The sequence below is a fragment of the Bradyrhizobium sp. 197 genome, assembly GCF_023073375.1.
In the GTDB taxonomy this organism is placed as follows: Bacteria; Pseudomonadota; Alphaproteobacteria; order Rhizobiales; family Xanthobacteraceae; genus Bradyrhizobium.
Window position 1 is genome coordinate 13,254 of the sequence record NZ_JADPJJ010000183.1, and the last position, 15,554, is coordinate 28,807.

A 15,554-nucleotide genomic window follows, 5' to 3' on the forward strand; every position below is an offset into this window, starting at 1 on the left:
GGTCATCGCTTGCCTCGCTTTCTAGCGGGCGATTGTGACTGGATCTGTTGGAATTGGGTCGATTTGTTGATGAACGGCACTCCAGGGAAACAACAGCAGGTTGTGGTCGCGTTGTTGTGGTCGCTGGCCCAGAATTGGGGCGGCCGTGCGCTGTCGTTTGTTCTGTTCCTGATATTGGCGCGGCTGCTCGATCCCACTGATTTCGGTCTCGCTGCGCTGGTTGCCTTCATCCTGCTGCTCCTGAGCTCCCTCTCTGAATTCGGCTTTGGTGACGCGTTGATCCAGCGCCGTACGCTCGAGCCCGAAGACGTGACTCTGCCATTTTTCTGCTCGTTGGCGGCATCGTCGGTCCTTGCGGTCGTGATCGCGCTGCTGGCGACGCATATCGAACATTGGCTCGACGTGAAGGGACTGGCGCCACTATTGACCGCCGCGAGCCTCTCGCTTCCGATTGGCACCGCGACCTTGTTTCAGGAGGCGCTTTACAAGCGACAAATGGACTTTCGCGTGCTTGCGGTGAGGACCATGGTAGCGACCGCCGTCTCCGGCGTGGTGGGAATCGCTTGCGCCTATGCTGGATTTGGTGCGCTCAGCCTCGTCATCCAGGTGGTCGTTCAGAGCGCGGTCAGCGGCCTGTGGCTCTGGAGCCAGCCACGATGGCTGCCGATGCGCGGCCGCAACCTGAAGAGCTTTCGCGAGCTCACCGGTTACAGTATTCACGTCGTGTCGAACAGGCTGCTTGATTTCGCCATCGTACGTACGATCGATATGATCATCCTGTCGCTCTATGGTGTCGCGGCGCTCGGCATCTACACGGTGGGCGCGAGAGTTTACATTATCCTGATGCAATTGCTGACCCAGGCAGTCATGGATGTTGCGCTGAGCGCGCTGTCCAAGATCGCCCATGAGCGTGATCGTATTGCCGATGCCTATCTCCGCAGCGTCAGCTTGGGAGCGCTGATCGGCTCTCCGGTCTTTGTGCTCCTTGCAGCCATCGCGCCGGAGCTGTCACTGCTGCTATTTGGTGCAAAATGGAGCGGCAGCGAAGCGGTAATGAGACCGTTGATGCTGATCGGCGCCGTTCAGACCGTGCAATTCGTCAACAGCGCCTATTTCGGCGCCATGGGCAAGCCGAACTACGTCTTCCTGCTGAACATTCTTAAATTCTGCACGGTTGTGCCTGCAATGTTTCTGATTCCGTCGCACGACATAGGGCGGCTGGCGACGATCTTTGCCATCGCTCAGCTCGTGGTGACTCCTGTGACATTCGCGCTGGCGCTCCGGTTGCTGGGACTGAGCTGGGACCAGTTTCTGCGGCCCGTCGCAGGCTGCCTTTGCGCAATTGTTCTGGCCTACGGCGCAGTTGCGCTGTGCCGCGAAGCGACGTCAGACATGAACCCCTACCTGCGGATGGGGCTGCTGTCGTCGTGCTTTGGGGCGACCTATGTGATGAGCATCCTGCTGTTCTGGCGGAAGCAGCTGTTCTCCCTGATCGCTTTTGTCGTGAAGCGTGGTGTGACCGCCTGATGAAGACGAGGAAGACGTCGTGAAACAATTGATTCCGGTACCTGTTCGCAAGCATCTCCGGGGCTGGCTCAACAGCGCGAAGAATACGCCATTCGCGGTCGATCTGCTCGAGCTGCGCAGGTGGCAGATCGCCCGGAAAGGTCTTGGCGCGAACGCTGCGCCACGCAACGACCCGCGCCGGCTCGTCCTGCTCCCATCGGACCCCTGGAGCATTCATCAGTCGCGCGGCGATGAGGCCATGATCGAGGCGGCCGTCGGCGAGATGAAGCGGGCTCATCCGAACATCGAGGTCTACATTGTCACCGCCACCAAAGCGGCAAGCGCGGAAGTGCGAGCAATGGGTTTCACGCCGCTGGAATTTTGGAGGCAGCCGTTTTCGTATGAGACGGTGGCGCAGGAGCTTTCCCTCACCAGGCCGGATTTCGGGGTGGTTCTGGGGGCCGATGTGCTCGACGGCTACTATTCCCCCGTGGATGCCGCTCGCATGCTGCTCGTTGCTGATCTCATGGCTGCGTGCGGCGCCAAGGTCAGCGTGCTCGGATTCAGCTTCAACTCCCGTCCGGCCAAGGCGTTACGTGAGGTATTTCGGCTGCTCGATCCGGCTGTGGTCCTGAATCTGCGCGATGCGTTATCTCTTCAGCGCTTCAAAGAGTTCGCCCCGAATCGTGCGCAACTCGTCGCCGATTCGGCTTTCATGCTGGTGCCGCAGGAAGACACTGCGGCGGTGAAGCAGATTGCCGCCAGAATAGAGGAGCAGCGCAGCCAGGGCCGCAACGTCTTTGTATTCAATATCCACCCGATGTTGTTCAGGAAGGCGGAGCCGGCGAAGTTGGAGCAAATGATCGAACTTGCGGCGAGCGCAATGGGGCGCGTGTCGCGTGAGAACAATGCAAGCTGGCTGTTGCTCGCGCACGACTATCGTCCCGAAATCGCCGACGACAATTGCCTACGGCCGCTGGCTGATCGTTTGCGCGATAGGCTGGGCGAACATGTTCATCATGTCGACCAGGTTCTATCCGCAAGCGAGATCAAGGCCGTCGTCGGTCTGGTGGACGGGGTTGTCACCGGCCGCATGCATCTCGCGATCGCGGCTCTCGGGCAGGGAACCCCCGTTGCGGCGATCACCTATCAGGACAAGTTCCAGGGCCTGTTCGCTCATTTCGGCGTCAGTGAATCGCTCTTGCTCTCGCCGGAGCAGCTTCTCACCGGAGACAATCTCGAGAAGTTTCTACTGAGGTTCCTTGATGCCTATAAAACCACGGGCGCGCAGGTCCGCCGCATGCTGCCGGCAGTCATGGAGTTGTCTCGCGCCAATGTCGCACCACTGCTGGGCGCAGGCTCGACGCGGATTGCCCCGAAATCCGACGGTAAGGTTGCCTGAGCGCTGACGCCATCGGCGTCAATTGACCGCCTGCTCGGGCTTGTCGAAACGCATAGGCGTCTCGGTTGCGGGTTGCGCCTTGGGACGCGACCCGACCCCGCCATCGGCCCAGCGATTGATGACGCGCCGAGCCGGGTTCTCGAAATAGGCGTAGGTGCGGTCCGCGATGACCGTCAGGACCACACAGCACGCCAAGGCGAAAAGGCCAAACTGATCCGGACGTAGTCCGAGCGAAGCCCATAACGGCTTGAACAGGACAATGAGAACGGCATCATGCAGCATGTAGATCGCGTATGATGTGTTGCCGAGCCGTCCGAGGAGGCGGGCGCCTGTAATTTTGGAGAAGGCGCTCTCGCCGACGGCGGTGAGCAGGATGGCGCAGGAAAACAGAATAATGGCCAGATCGGGCTTGGCGAAGACGTTCAAGACAAGCACGGAGACCCCGAACAGTGCGATGCCGGCGAAGACGACCCGCTTTTGCCGATAGGGATGCGACAACCTGAACAGGATAGCGAGCAGGATTCCATTCAGGAAACTCGGCAGCGCACGAAGCATCCCGTAATCGTAATTGGCTCCATACATCTGCGATCGTTCTTGCCAGATCGGCAAATGGCCGTGGGCCAGGATCAGATAAAGCGCTGCGACGATTGCTGCCAACACCAGCGGATGGACCTTGCGTGCAAGCAGCATGAGTAGGGGAAAGACCAGATAGCAGAAGAATTCCGCGCTGATCGACCAGGATGGCGAGTTGAAGCTGAGGTGATCGGTAACGCCCCAGGCTTGAAGCAGAACGAGGTTGTACGGGAAGTCCAGCGGCGTCGACCTCGCCGATCGGTCCAGACCGAACCCGATCAGCAACACGAACACCAGTAAAGTCAGAAAATGCAGCGGATAGATCCGCGCAATGCGGCGGATCATGAACCGGGAATATGCCTTGAGACCACGCGCGTCAGACGGATAGGAATAGGAGATCACAAACCCGGACAGAATGAAGAACATGTCCACGAAAAGACCATAGGAACCGTTCCAGACCGGCGCAATACCGCTGTCGAGGGTTTTTAGATGGAAAACGAAAACGCCAAGGGCCGCGACGAAGCGATAGAAGTCGAGAACTACAAAACGTCTTGCTTCATTGGCTTCCATCGAGCTTCGAATTCCTTGCGTGGCGTTACCTCTCTCTAGAGATCAATTGTGACGCAAGTTCGCTGCGTCGGTTGGCCGCCGGGGCGCAGCCGCAATTAGCTCGCTTCAATTCTTCGAGCTGGACCGTCTATCGCCGCCGACAGAGCTGCCATCGCGCGACCGGTGCCTGTCGACCAAGCATTCGCCTAATTATTGAACGGAACCGGGACCTGCCGTAGCTGGTCCCGGCTCCGGGATATTGATGCGCTCCAGTGGACAGTTCCGCCGTGTTCAGACGAACAGGAAGTCGTGGCTGGTCAGGCTGGCGACATTGACGTTCTTCAGGAGGATGGAGTCGCTGGCCGAAAGCGTGACCAGGGCGTTTACGTCGGACTGCGTGATCTGTAGGTGACTGTAATCCGCGGCGAGAAGTTTCGAGATCTGGATCACGTCGTGAGTTGCGGCGTCACCAGACTGGAAGTTGAGGATCTGGTCCTGGCCGTGATCGTAAGCGACGGTTGTCGAGCTCGGTGCGGTCGAGAACACGTCGTTGCCGATTCCGCCCTGGATCGTCTGTCCCGCGGCGACGGCGGTGACGTTGTGCGTGCCGTCCGTCTTGGTATCGTCGAAGAATTGGAGCGCGTTGGCACTGTTGTAGTGCTCGTGCTGTGTCGTTCCGGTCTGGCCGTTGAAATTGAACAGGAAGACATCCTTCGAGCCGTCCGCGTTGTTGGCGGTCTCCTGGGTCTTGGAACCAGAGCCGTCGTAAATGTCCGTCAGCTTGCTACCGTCGTTGTTGATGACCTGAGTGTAATCCAGAGTGCCGTCGGCGTGGGTCCGGGTCACCTCCACGATATGCCCCGAGGCATCGAGATGCTGATGTTGAGTGGTGTAGGACTGACCGGCGATGTTGTAGCCCCAGTTGTCCGAGGTGCCATCGGCGTTGGTAATGTAGGCGGCGCTCTTCACGCCGTTGGTGTACGAGGTCGTGGAGCTGTAGCCGTCGGCCTTGGTCGTTACCTCGCTGGTGTGGACGCCCTTGGCGTCGTACCAGTCCGAAGTCTTGGTGCCGTCTGAGCTCTGTGCCAAAGTGAACGCCAGGCTGTTGTCGGCGTGGGTGCGTACGATGTCGGTGAGGAAGCCGGTCGAATCGTAGCTGTCGTGCTCGCTCGTGTAGGTCTGCCCCGCGACGTGGAACTGGAAGACGTCCTTCGAACCGTTGGCGTGGTAATCGGTTTCCGTCATCTTGACGCCGGAGGCGTTGTAGCTGCTCTCCACGCTGCTGCCGTCGCTATTGACGACCTGGGTATAGTCGAGCGATCCGTCGGCATGCGTGCGGACAAGTTCAGTCGTCCTGCCGGCGGCGTCGAGGTGTTGGTGCTGCGTGGTGTAGCTCTGCCCGGTTATGTTGTAGCTGTAATTGTCGTGGCTCTGGTCGGCATTGGTGATGTAGGCGGCGGTCTTTACACCGTCGGTGTAAATCGTCGTTGCGCTGTAACCGCTTGTCTTCTGCAGGACCTCGCTGGTGAGGACGCCGCCGGCGTCATACCAGTCCGATACCTTGGTGCCGTCGGTGGTCTGCGCCAGCTTGAAGGCCAGGCTGCCGTCGGCATGCGTGCGCACCAACGTGGTGAGAAAGCCGGTCGCGTCGTAGATATCGTGCTCGGTCGTGTAGCTCTGGCCTGCCACGTTGAGGAGCCAGAGGTCTTTGCTGCCATCGGCGTTGTAGTCGGTTTCCTTCGTCTTCGTGCCTGCGGCGTCGTAGTTGGTCACGACGCTGCTGCCGTTGCTGTTGATGACCTGCGTATAGTCGAGCGTGCCGTCGGCGTGCTTGCGGGTCACGGCCGTGACTTTGCCGGATGGATCGACGTGCTGGATCAGCGTGCTGTAGCTCTGGCCGGTGACGCCAAAGGCGGAATTGTCCTGGCTGCCATCGGCATTCTTGACATAGGCATTGGTCTTGACGCCGTTGCTGTAGAGCGTCGTCGAGTTGAAGCCGCTGGCCTTCTGTACGACCTCACTGGTGAGGCTGCCGGCGGCATTGTACCAATCGGTCGTCTTGGTGCCGTCGGTCGTCTGGACCAGCTTGAAGGCAAGGCTGCCGTCGGTGTGGAGGCGCGTCAGGGTGGTGAGAAAGCCGCTTGGGTCGTAGACGTCGTGCTCTGTCGCATAGTTCTGGTCCTTGACGTTGTAGGTCCAGACGTCCTTGCTGTGATCGGCATGATAGTCGGTCTCGACCAGCTTGACCCCCGTAGCGCTGTAGGTGGTGATCACGCTGCTGCCGTCGCTGTTGTAGACCTGCGTTGAATCGAGCGAGCCATCCGCATGGCTGCGGACCACGGAAGTGACTTTGCCCGCCGTATCGACATGCTGAACCTGGCTCGTGAAGCTCTGTCCCTTGATGGCGTAGGTGTAGTTGTCCTGGGTGTGATCGGCATTCTTGACATAGACGGCGGTCTTCACGCCGTTGGTATAGATGGTAGTCGAATAATAGCCGCTCGACTTCTGCACGACCTCGTTGAGAAGAGCGCCCGCTGTGTTGTAAGTATCGGTCGTCTTGGTTCCGTCGGTGGCGGTATGGACGGAGGTGGTCTTTACACCGGCGGTGTAGCCGATCGCGTCGTTGGAGCCGTCCACGTAAACGATCGTGGTCGAGATCGGTAGGCCGCTGCTGTTCAGGCCCGAATTCGCAGTCGAGACGAGCTTCCCGCCGGCATCATAGGTCTTGGTGTTGGTCCAGTTCGAGGCCGAATTCGTCACCGAGAACGAATATCCGCCCTGGATCTTGCCCAACGCACTTCCGTAATGGGAGATCATGTAGTCCATCGTCGCTTTCGATGCGACCGGCAGGACGTGCGTGTCGGTGAGCGTGATCGTCTCCAGTGACGTCGATGAGTTCAGATCAGAGAGCTGCGGCACGATCTCGGCGCCGGTACCGGTGATATTGGCCTCAGTGCTCGGCGGAGTCGTCGTGGTCTCCGGTGCGTCGATCTCGATGATGAGCGGGTGATCGCCGACCGGAATGGTGATCGAACTGACGTCGGTATAGGTCGTTATTGGCGATGTTCCGGTCAAAGTGTCATAAACCTTGACGGAATGATGCACGCCGCCGAGATTTACGGTGACGGTCTCGGTCGGATTGGATATCTCGGAATCAGTCGCGTCGTTCCAGAGTTTCGGCTCGGCCCAAACCACGAGTTCGTATGCGCCATTGCTCTTGCCGAGCACCATGCTGTTGCCCGAGGCCGGCATGTTGCTCAGCGAGTAGTTCAACGGATCCGTCGGCTGGTGGCCGCCCTTGCCGTCATCGGCGAGGATGCTCGTCAGGTTGTGGACGGCGGTCGCGGCGAGCTTCGGTGTTCCGTCGGAGTTAAACAGGCCGAAATTGGCCTCCGGATTGGTATTGGCGGCCGAAGAGTCCCGGTCGAACATCTCGTAGAGATAGGTCGCGCTCACGCCGGCCTTGTAGGCGTCGACCAGCGTGTTCAGGATCGATTTGGCCTGCACCGTCTCGTCAACGCCGAGATATTGGGTGTTGGCCTGCGTGGTGTAGCCCGTTTCCGTAATGACGACGGGTTTTCCCGGTGCTGCGGCCGCGACGGCGCTCAATGTTGCAGCAAGCGAGCTATTCGGGGTCGTGCCGGTGCTGACATAGGCGTGCGCGTTGACGAAGTCGACCGAGCCCGACATGTTGCCGAGCTGGCTGTAGCCTTGGGGGTCGTTGTAGGCGAGCGAGAGGTTGATGACAGGGATGCTGGCGAGCGCGGCGTCTCCCTTCACCGCCTGATAGAGCGCGCTCTGGTACTGGGCGGCGGCACTGAGGCTCGAGCTGCCGTGGTAACTGAAGGGCTGGTGATTGGCTTCGTTCAACCCCTCGATGGCGCTGATGCTGCCGGGATGGCTCGTCGTGAATTTCTCGAGCGAGACGATGTAGCTTTGAAGTCCGGCCGCCCCGAGCTGGGGCAAGGCGGACGATACCAGGAAGTCGAATTTGTAGCCGGCCGCCGCCAGACCGTCGACGACGGGCTGCGCAGCTGGGCTCGTCCCCATCGCGTCGCGCAGACGGGTGACGCCCAGATATTTCAGGTCGTCGACCATCAGCGCGAGATTGTTGTAGTCGGACCAGCCGAAGCCGGCATGCGTGTTGACACCGATGGAGTTGACGAAGCCGCTGGCGGACAGGACGGTTTGATCTGACGACATTTCACACTCGAATTTCTGCGCGAACGTAATTGCTCGCAGGGATTGCGTTCAACCTTCTCTGTCGAATGTGAATTTCAGATAAAAATCGGAGCTACAAATCGAAAGCGAACGGCGGTTCCTCAAGGGAACAGGCTAGCTCTGATTCAGAAGAATAATGATGTGATGCCGGCGCAGCATGACGTGAGGAAGGCGCTTTCAAGATTTCCACGGGTCGCACTGCCGAATCTCTGCGCAGCTTGCGCGCGGCGTTCGAATGCCTGATGGCTTTGCAATGCTTCCCGTCCGTGGCGCGCAACCAAACAGATACAATCGTATTGGTTGCAATTGCCTAACTGCTTTGCAGCGGCTCCGTTGCGACATATCAGTCGTGGCGAGCCAACTTCAGAAAGTTTCCGCTCCAGCCGATGACGGCCGTTGCAACCGCGGCGACAATGATCTTGCCGGCGAGCCATGTCGCGGGTTCCGTCGGCATGGACCCGAGCAATCCGATCATGATGGCGGCCGCAACGGCCTGAATGACCAGCGACCCGCGCGGAAATGCCTGGAACCTGAGGGTAGGCCCGAGCGCGGCCAAAATCGCTGCGAGCGTGGCGATCGAGGCCCAGGCGATTGCCCCTTCTGGCGACAGGCCGGCAGACACCGCGACCAAGGAGAACGCCGCAACCATCACGAGCTGGCCCGCAGCGACGACGACCAGCCGGGCTGCGAGCTTTTCGAGATGCGGGACGACCGCGATCGTCGCCTGGAGATGGGTATGCAGGAAATAGAACGCGGCCACTGTCGGCGCCGTCGCCAGGAACCCGTTCAGGCTTTCCTGCGGAACCAGGATCCGGGCCGCGTCTGGAATGAAGGCGACGAGCCCGCCAAGCAGCACGAGGGTTGTGCAGAGCATGAACTCGAACATGCGTCGCGTCGATTGAACCGATCTCGCGACGCTGCCGTGTTCGAAGTCCTTGACCACGTCGGGATAGCTCACGGTGTGGATCGCCGCATTGAGGACCCAGAAGGGACGTTGCAACAGGTCGAGTGCGATCGAAAATCCCGCGCCGGCCCCTGTTGCCCCCAGTCGACCGATGACGATGATGCGGAGCAGCACCGGCACCGACAAATGGATGACGGAAGCGCCGGCCGCAAGCATGCCGTAGCGGGAGAAGTCCTTCCAGTCAGCCAGCATCGTCCGCAGCGTAACGCGCTCGAGTGGCGTGCGATATGCGACAAGACCGGCGAGGAAGCCGAGCGTGTGACCCGACACAATGCCGAGCAGCGCCGCTTCGGCTGTTTGTGAAATCGCTGCTCCCGCGAGCGCGCCGATCAGAAGCGCCGTCGCACGCAAAGCAAGAAGAAAGGATGCGGTCCCCAGCCGATCGGACAGACGGACCGACAGAAAATAGAGATCGGTCAAGCCCTGAAGAACGGCCACACTCAGGCCCAGGGCGACCAGGCCCGGCCTTGGGCCGCTGATCAGCGATGCGCAGCTCCCGACCGCGATCAGCGCGCCGGCGCTCAAGAGGCCCGCTGCAAAGAGCGACGATCTTAGTCGAGCCGCCTCGCTTTCTTTGGCGGCCGCAAGAAAGCGCAGGCCGGAGAGCTGCAGCCACTCGAACATGAAAACGCACAGCAACTGGCTCGACGCCATCGCAAAGGAAAAACCGGTGTAGTCGGCAGCGGGCAACAGGTGACTGATCGCGAAGATCAGGATGACCGCTGCGGCGCTTTGATAGAAATAGCCCGCGATTGCGAACAGACGGATCATCTCGGAAGGAGGCGACTCTTCGCGACAGCGGTTCTCTGCGGCGCCTCGGCCATCGGCGCGCGCACCGATGACATCCGTTGCTCGCGCAATTGCTCATACAGGGTCTTGTACGACGACAATACGTCTGAAAAGATCCACTTGTTCGTATCCGCAATGAGTCGCCGGCTTATCTCATCGATCTTGTGTGGATTCGCAGCGATCTCGAGCATGCTCTCGGCCAAAGACTGTGGATCGGCTTCGGTCAACCAGCCCGTTACGCCGTGCTTGATGACCTCCGGCATGCCACCAAAGCGCGTTCCGAGCAGCGGCCTGCCGGCTGCCTTGGCATCTGCTACGACGAGTGGGCCGGGATCGTGCCAGATGGAGGGGGCGACCACCACGTCGACTTGCCTGTAGAATTCGTCGGGTGACACAAATCCCATGAACTCGATCCGGGCATCCGGCGCCAGCTTCCTCAGGCGCTGTTGTTCCTCATCGCTCACGCGGCCGGCGATCATCATCCGGATCCGATCAGGCGGCAGCATTGCGAGGGTTCGCATGAGGTTGTCGATACCTTTTTCCTCGGTGAGCCGCCCAATGAACCCGAACGTCACCTCGGTCGTGCAGACGGGACGAGGATAAGGCGAGCGCGGCGGCTCAGTGGAGGCATTGCGGATGACAGTGCGGATCGGCGTCTCGGCAAACATGCCCATGTCGGTGTGAATGGAAAGGACGCGCTCGCTGACGCCGACCACGGCGCTGAGCCAATGCGTTGCGCGCTTGCGGTGATACGTCAGGATTCCGCAACTCGTGCACGTGCGCTCGCAGGATCGCCCATTGTTAAAGCGCGAGCAGCGCGGACAGGTCAAATAGTAGTCGTGGAGCGTATGAAGCACTGGGACTCCAAGCCGCGCGGCGACCCGCCAGATCGCGGTGGTCAGGCCTGAGAGATTGTTGGTGTGCAGCACGTCCGGCTTGAAGGCCTGAATTCGCTCCGCGATCGTCGGTGCATGGATCTGCCAATCGTCAATCGCATGCCAAATGCTTCGCGTCATGACGTTTTTCTGCTCCGTAAAGGGCAGATAGACGTTTCGCACAGGTGCGGAATAGACGTTGATGCCGTTGCATAGTTCACGCGCTTGTTCGGGCGCGGATGCGGCTCGGATGACTTCAACCTCATCGCCGCGTTGGGCGAGCCCCTCGGCGAACCGTCGTGCGAAGATCTCTGCGCCGCCGACGATCTTCGGTGCATGTGGTGTCGGATAAAGCGTGGACGTCAAAAGAATTTTCATGGAGTGAACCTCTTGTCGACAATCTCGACTACCGTGCCGGCCGTATCTCCAGTCCGGGAATGGCATCATTGTTGGCGGTGATCAGGACTGGCGTGCTCGAGACCGGCATCCAGACCCCGGAGGCTGGCCTCGCAGCCGTATCGCACGGCGTAGCAAAGGTCGCGCCTCGCAAATCCCCTTTGAGCCGAACCTCGTAATGTCGGTTCGGATCCTCTGACCAGACCGCCACCTTGCCTCCGGTTGTCGACGACGCTTCAATCGACACAACGCCGCTGGCGAGGTTTCTTCGTTCCGCGCTCAGGCTGGAGCGGATGAACGCCCAGGCCCCACGCGCCGCGCAAGCGATGGGCTTGGGTGAATTGTCAAAACGGTAGAGCCCGAAATTGTCCTCCAGTTCGGACGGATTCTGGCCGCTGTCCTTGAGTTCGTAGATCCACATCCCCTTGAGCCATCGCGCCGCGGTCGATGCCCACAGAATGAGCTGTGCCGTGTTGTCGGCTTGAGCCTGCTCGCTGACCCCGCATTTGTTCGTTGCCGTGGTCCAGCCCGTCTCAGTCACGTAGATGGGGAAATCCGGGTTGCCGCTCGCTTGACCGACGAGGCGATGAAACGTCGAAAGCCGCTCGATAATCTCGGTCGACGTGCGCTTCGCCGGCGCCATGCAGAAATTGTAAAGATGAATCGAGGCGCCGTCGGCGTATTGGAGGATACCGGTTTGCAGCATCTTCTCCGTCCACGTCCAGCCGGGGTCGTCGCCGATCGCGCCGACCACGAAAGGCGCATTCGGCGCCGCGCGCCTGACTGCCGGTTGGGTTGCCTTGGCAAGTGCCAGGTAATTGTCGGCCGAGAATGCAGGATCTTTCTTCGCGGCCAGATTCCACTCGTTCCAGAGCTCGAAAATCGGATGCTGCCGCGCCACCGATTGCGCCGCCGCGGCCGCATAATCGGCGAATCGCCGCCGGGCTTCGTCGGTCGTCGGCGGTGAGGAGTTGGGAACGAGATGATGTCCGAACGCGAGAATGAGGAGCGGACGGGCAACGCCGGACTGGACCTGTGCATCGAGCCTGGCGAGCCGCGGCGTGAACCCCATCCGGCGGCCGGCCAATTCGAAATCAGACCAGGGAAAATCATCACGAAACGCGTTGAAGCCCAATTGCTTGATCTGGCCAATGTTCACGGAAGGCACGTAGCCCCGCGAGCTCACCGGGCCACCTAGTCCCTGATGGGTACCGGTACCCAACAGGAACCTGCTCTCGAGCGGCTGAGCCTGTTGAGCGCATGCGGGGACGGATAGATAAACGGCCGCGATGAGGCTTGTGATCCAGATAAGCCTATTGCGACCCAAGGTACGGTGGCCTGCCATCGTCTAGATCATGCTCGCAATCGAATCTTGTGTGCCGCGACTCACCTCAAAAATGCTTCGAAAGATCCGATTGCAGTTTTGCCGTCTCCTCGAAGCGGATCTTGTTGTCGTCCAGGAGCTCGACATAGACCTGCTGCAATTGGCGATGGGTCTTCTGGACGTCGTAAAACTGTTTGAACCGGTCATAACCGCGCTGACCCAAAACCTTGAGATCCAGATCGAGCGCTCGTCGGAAGCCGTCGATGAGAGGCTGGACGGCGACCGGCTGGCAAAGCACGCCGGTGACACCGTCGACGACAATTTCAGGCAGCGCACCGCTATGAAACGCCAGGATGGGCTTGGCCGCCCGCATCGCTTCCAAGGCGACGAGGCCAAAGGCCTCCCAACGCGAGGGGATGACGACGAGATCGGCCGCCTCCAAATGCGTCTCGATCTGCTGACGATCGAGCCAGCCAAGCAGAGAGACGTTGGCCGGAACCGTGACGGCTTCGAGTTTGCTGATGACCGAGGCGCCGACAATGCGCACATCCAGGACATCTTCGAGCGAACGGGCCGCTTCAATCAGAAGGTCGTAGCCCTTTTGTCGGTCCAGGCGGCCGATGAACAGCACCTTAGTCTTCTTTGTCGTCCAGTCTGCCGCAACAGCCGCCGGCGACGGGCGGCTCCTTGATATGCCATTGTGCACCAGGGTGAGGCGGTCAGCGGGAATTCCCGCGCGGACTGCTTCATTGAACTCGTCGCCGGAAATGCAAATGATGCGGTCCGATGTGCGAGCCAGAAGTTTCTCTGCCGCTTTCGTCGCCAGATGGCTCAGGCGGCCGGTCTCTCGCGCGAACGCCCAGCCGTGCGGGCAATAGACGACGCGGGGTCCTTCCGAACGAGCTGCCAGCGCGGGACGGAGAACGAGCCCGGCAAACGACGAGTGAAGATGCACCACGTCCGGCTTGAGGGTGTCAAGCGCCTGCATGCTCGCGCGCAACATCTGGAACAGGCCAGAGATGCTGCGGCCAGATCTCTCGAACGTTGTGATCTGGCTCTCATCGACTGCAGGGAGGTCGGGACGATGATCTGACGGCACGACATAATGCACATTGTCGGCGCCGAAGCTCGCTTGCTGCCGCGGATGCAACTCGTTCAGGTAGCTCGCAATCCCGCCCCGGATCGTTTCCGCGACGTGCAGCACTTTCAACGGCTGCCTTGCCGCGGATTGCGTTGGCGAGCTGAACATTATGCATCCTTACCTGAGCATCTACTGATGCGACCACAATCCATCCGATACGTAGCGAGATTTAGGCAGCGATGTGGTCTTGTTGCGCCAAGGCGCTTGCACCATTGAAGCTCGTCAAAGTCAAATCGCGCAGATGGAACCAATCCTGCGACGATTGGTTGTCAGCCCTTGCGCAAATCAACCTTTTGCCCAAGAGCGCCGCGCTCAAAATTTGAGCGCACTCTGCCAACTTAAGCAGCGTTGCTAAGTGTGGCGCCGCGCGAGAAATTCCAGCAGTGCCCCTGCGGATTTTTGCCACGAGTACAATGCGAGGCGATCTTGCTGTTTTCTTCGCTCGTGATCGGATATTGCGCCAACTGTTAGCCTTTCAAGCATAAGCTGCTTCAGCGCGCCCGCGTCCGTGGCGGAAAAATAAGCAGCGGCCTCGCCGCACGTTTCCATAACCGCATCAGCCGTTGACGCTATGACCGGGCAGCCGAAGACCATGGCTTCAAGCGGTGGTACACCGAAGCCCTCATAAAGAGAGGGAAAAATGAACGCCAGGGCGTGCGCATAGAGAGCGGCAATCTCGCTATCGGTCAGGCGTCCAGCGAGAAGCAGGCCTGAATCGCTTTTGCCCAGATTATCTTGAAATACCTTGCTGTTATCGCCTCCAACGATGACCAGCGGAATGTCGTTTCGTTCGAGCAGCCGTGCCGCCTCGATTGCAACGGAGAGGTTTTTGTTCTTGGTTTTGGAGCCCACAAAGAGAAAATATTTGCGAGGCTGAATCCCTAGTCGGGCGAGAATACCGGGATCGGGCGTTGTCGCCGCGAAGTGTTCCGCGCTATTCGGGAATATCGGCATACCCGCTTTCGATAGACGGAGCGTTGCCGCCAGTTCTTCGCGGGAAAAGGCCGATACGGTAGCGATCGTCGCCCGGCGTGCGAGCAGCCGATCCATCGTCCGATGAACGGCCAAGTAGCGCCAATTGAAGAAGTCGGGCCTGCGGAAGATCTGTGCATCATGGATGACGACGATGTGATCACGATGCAAGACTGGCCCGGAATTGGCCAGACTGATGAGGCGACCGCCGGCGGCGGCGCGCGCAAGTTCAATTTGGTCCCAGGCATGGCCGCTCAAGTGTCCGACTTTGCGGAACTTGATCCGGGTGAGATTGATTGCCTCGCTTGCCTGGTTTGGCGCGAGCAATTGCCACTCGGCCTGCCTGAGCGAGGCAGGCGAGTGCTCTGACGCCAGCAAGGCATCGATCGCCTTGACCATTTCGGCGGCATAACGCTGAACGCCGGTCAGCTTTTGCGAGAGAAAGCGGCCGTTGATGAAGAGTTTCAATTCTATGCCGTTATGATTCGTTAATGCGACGCGGTCGTGATTTGCATTAATCAAGTCAGCGCATGGGTCTGGAAGAAAAGCAGCCTGAAGCCACGAAATTATGACGATACTAGTCGCTTGATCGCGGTGTTTGTCCGGTGCCAAGGCATATCCGCGGCATACGGGTGCAGCTGGGCTGTTGACCATCTGGTGGTCATGGCGGGGCTTGCAACGGCAATTCCGGCGACGCAGCCCGTTGATGCCCGAAGCCTTGCCTCCGCCCGTCCAGTCTGGCACAGCCGGGAGACGTTTTGGAAACGTTCGCGGATGTCTCGGATCTGATGCGCGACACCGGCTTTGCACCGTCAACGCCGATTGCGCACGGGGTTCGTAAT

9 protein-coding genes and 1 pseudogene are annotated in these 15,554 nt (G+C 59.8%); 3 read left to right on the plus strand and 7 right to left on the minus strand.

All coding sequences use genetic code 11. From position 1 onward, the window contains the following. Positions 1-69 precede the first annotated feature (69 nt). Both IVB27_RS39895 and IVB27_RS39900 read left to right on the plus strand, forming a co-directional pair. Entirely contained in the window at positions 70-1,527 is a 1,458-nt protein-coding gene (locus tag IVB27_RS39895; RefSeq protein WP_247448030.1) for a lipopolysaccharide biosynthesis protein, read from the plus strand. Between the two features lie 19 nt (positions 1,528-1,546). Beyond that, positions 1,547-2,908: a polysaccharide pyruvyl transferase family protein gene (locus IVB27_RS39900; RefSeq protein ID WP_247448017.1), complete on the plus strand. Its 1,362-nt coding sequence runs from the start codon at positions 1,547-1,549 to the stop codon at positions 2,906-2,908. A gap of 18 nt (positions 2,909-2,926) precedes the next feature. On the opposite strand, the gene IVB27_RS39905 is transcribed toward IVB27_RS39900, so the two are convergent. The 7 genes from IVB27_RS39905 to IVB27_RS39935 all read right to left on the minus strand — a co-directional run bounded on the left by IVB27_RS39905 (position 2,927) and on the right by IVB27_RS39935 (position 15,180). Further along, positions 2,927-4,051: an acyltransferase family protein gene (locus IVB27_RS39905; RefSeq protein WP_247448019.1), complete on the minus strand. Its 1,125-nt coding sequence runs from the start codon at positions 4,049-4,051 to the stop codon at positions 2,927-2,929. 270 nt (positions 4,052-4,321) lie between these two features. Beyond that, a complete protein-coding gene (locus IVB27_RS39910) occupies positions 4,322-8,233 on the minus strand; it encodes an RHS repeat domain-containing protein (RefSeq protein WP_247448021.1) in 3,912 nt (1,303 codons plus the stop codon). Positions 8,234-8,594: 361 nt separating this feature from the next. Then, positions 8,595-9,986 carry a polysaccharide biosynthesis protein gene (locus IVB27_RS39915; RefSeq protein ID WP_247448024.1) on the minus strand — a complete coding sequence of 464 codons (1,392 nt, stop codon included), beginning with the start codon at positions 9,984-9,986 and terminating at the stop codon, positions 8,595-8,597. Further along, positions 9,983-11,257 (minus strand): glycosyltransferase family 4 protein, encoded by a 1,275-nt coding sequence (locus IVB27_RS39920; RefSeq protein ID WP_247448025.1) that lies wholly within the window; start codon positions 11,255-11,257, stop codon positions 9,983-9,985. Before IVB27_RS39920 ends, IVB27_RS39915 begins: the two co-directional genes overlap by 4 nt. A 28-nt stretch (positions 11,258-11,285) precedes the next feature. Further along, positions 11,286-12,497, minus strand: a complete 1,212-nt coding sequence (locus IVB27_RS39925) for a cellulase family glycosylhydrolase (RefSeq protein ID WP_247448027.1) — start codon at positions 12,495-12,497, stop codon at positions 11,286-11,288. A gap of 169 nt (positions 12,498-12,666) precedes the next feature. Further along, positions 12,667-13,803, minus strand: a complete 1,137-nt coding sequence (locus tag IVB27_RS39930) for a glycosyltransferase (protein ID WP_247448031.1) — start codon at positions 13,801-13,803, stop codon at positions 12,667-12,669. Between the two features lie 288 nt (positions 13,804-14,091). Next, positions 14,092-15,180, minus strand: coding sequence for a glycosyltransferase family 4 protein (locus IVB27_RS39935; RefSeq protein WP_247448032.1), 1,089 nt, complete (start codon positions 15,178-15,180; stop codon positions 14,092-14,094). 275 nt (positions 15,181-15,455) lie between these two features. On the opposite strand from IVB27_RS39935, the pseudogene IVB27_RS39940 reads away from it, so the two are divergent. Beyond that, positions 15,456-15,554, plus strand: a pseudogene (locus tag IVB27_RS39940) (UDP-glucuronate 5-epimerase); the annotation flags it as partial.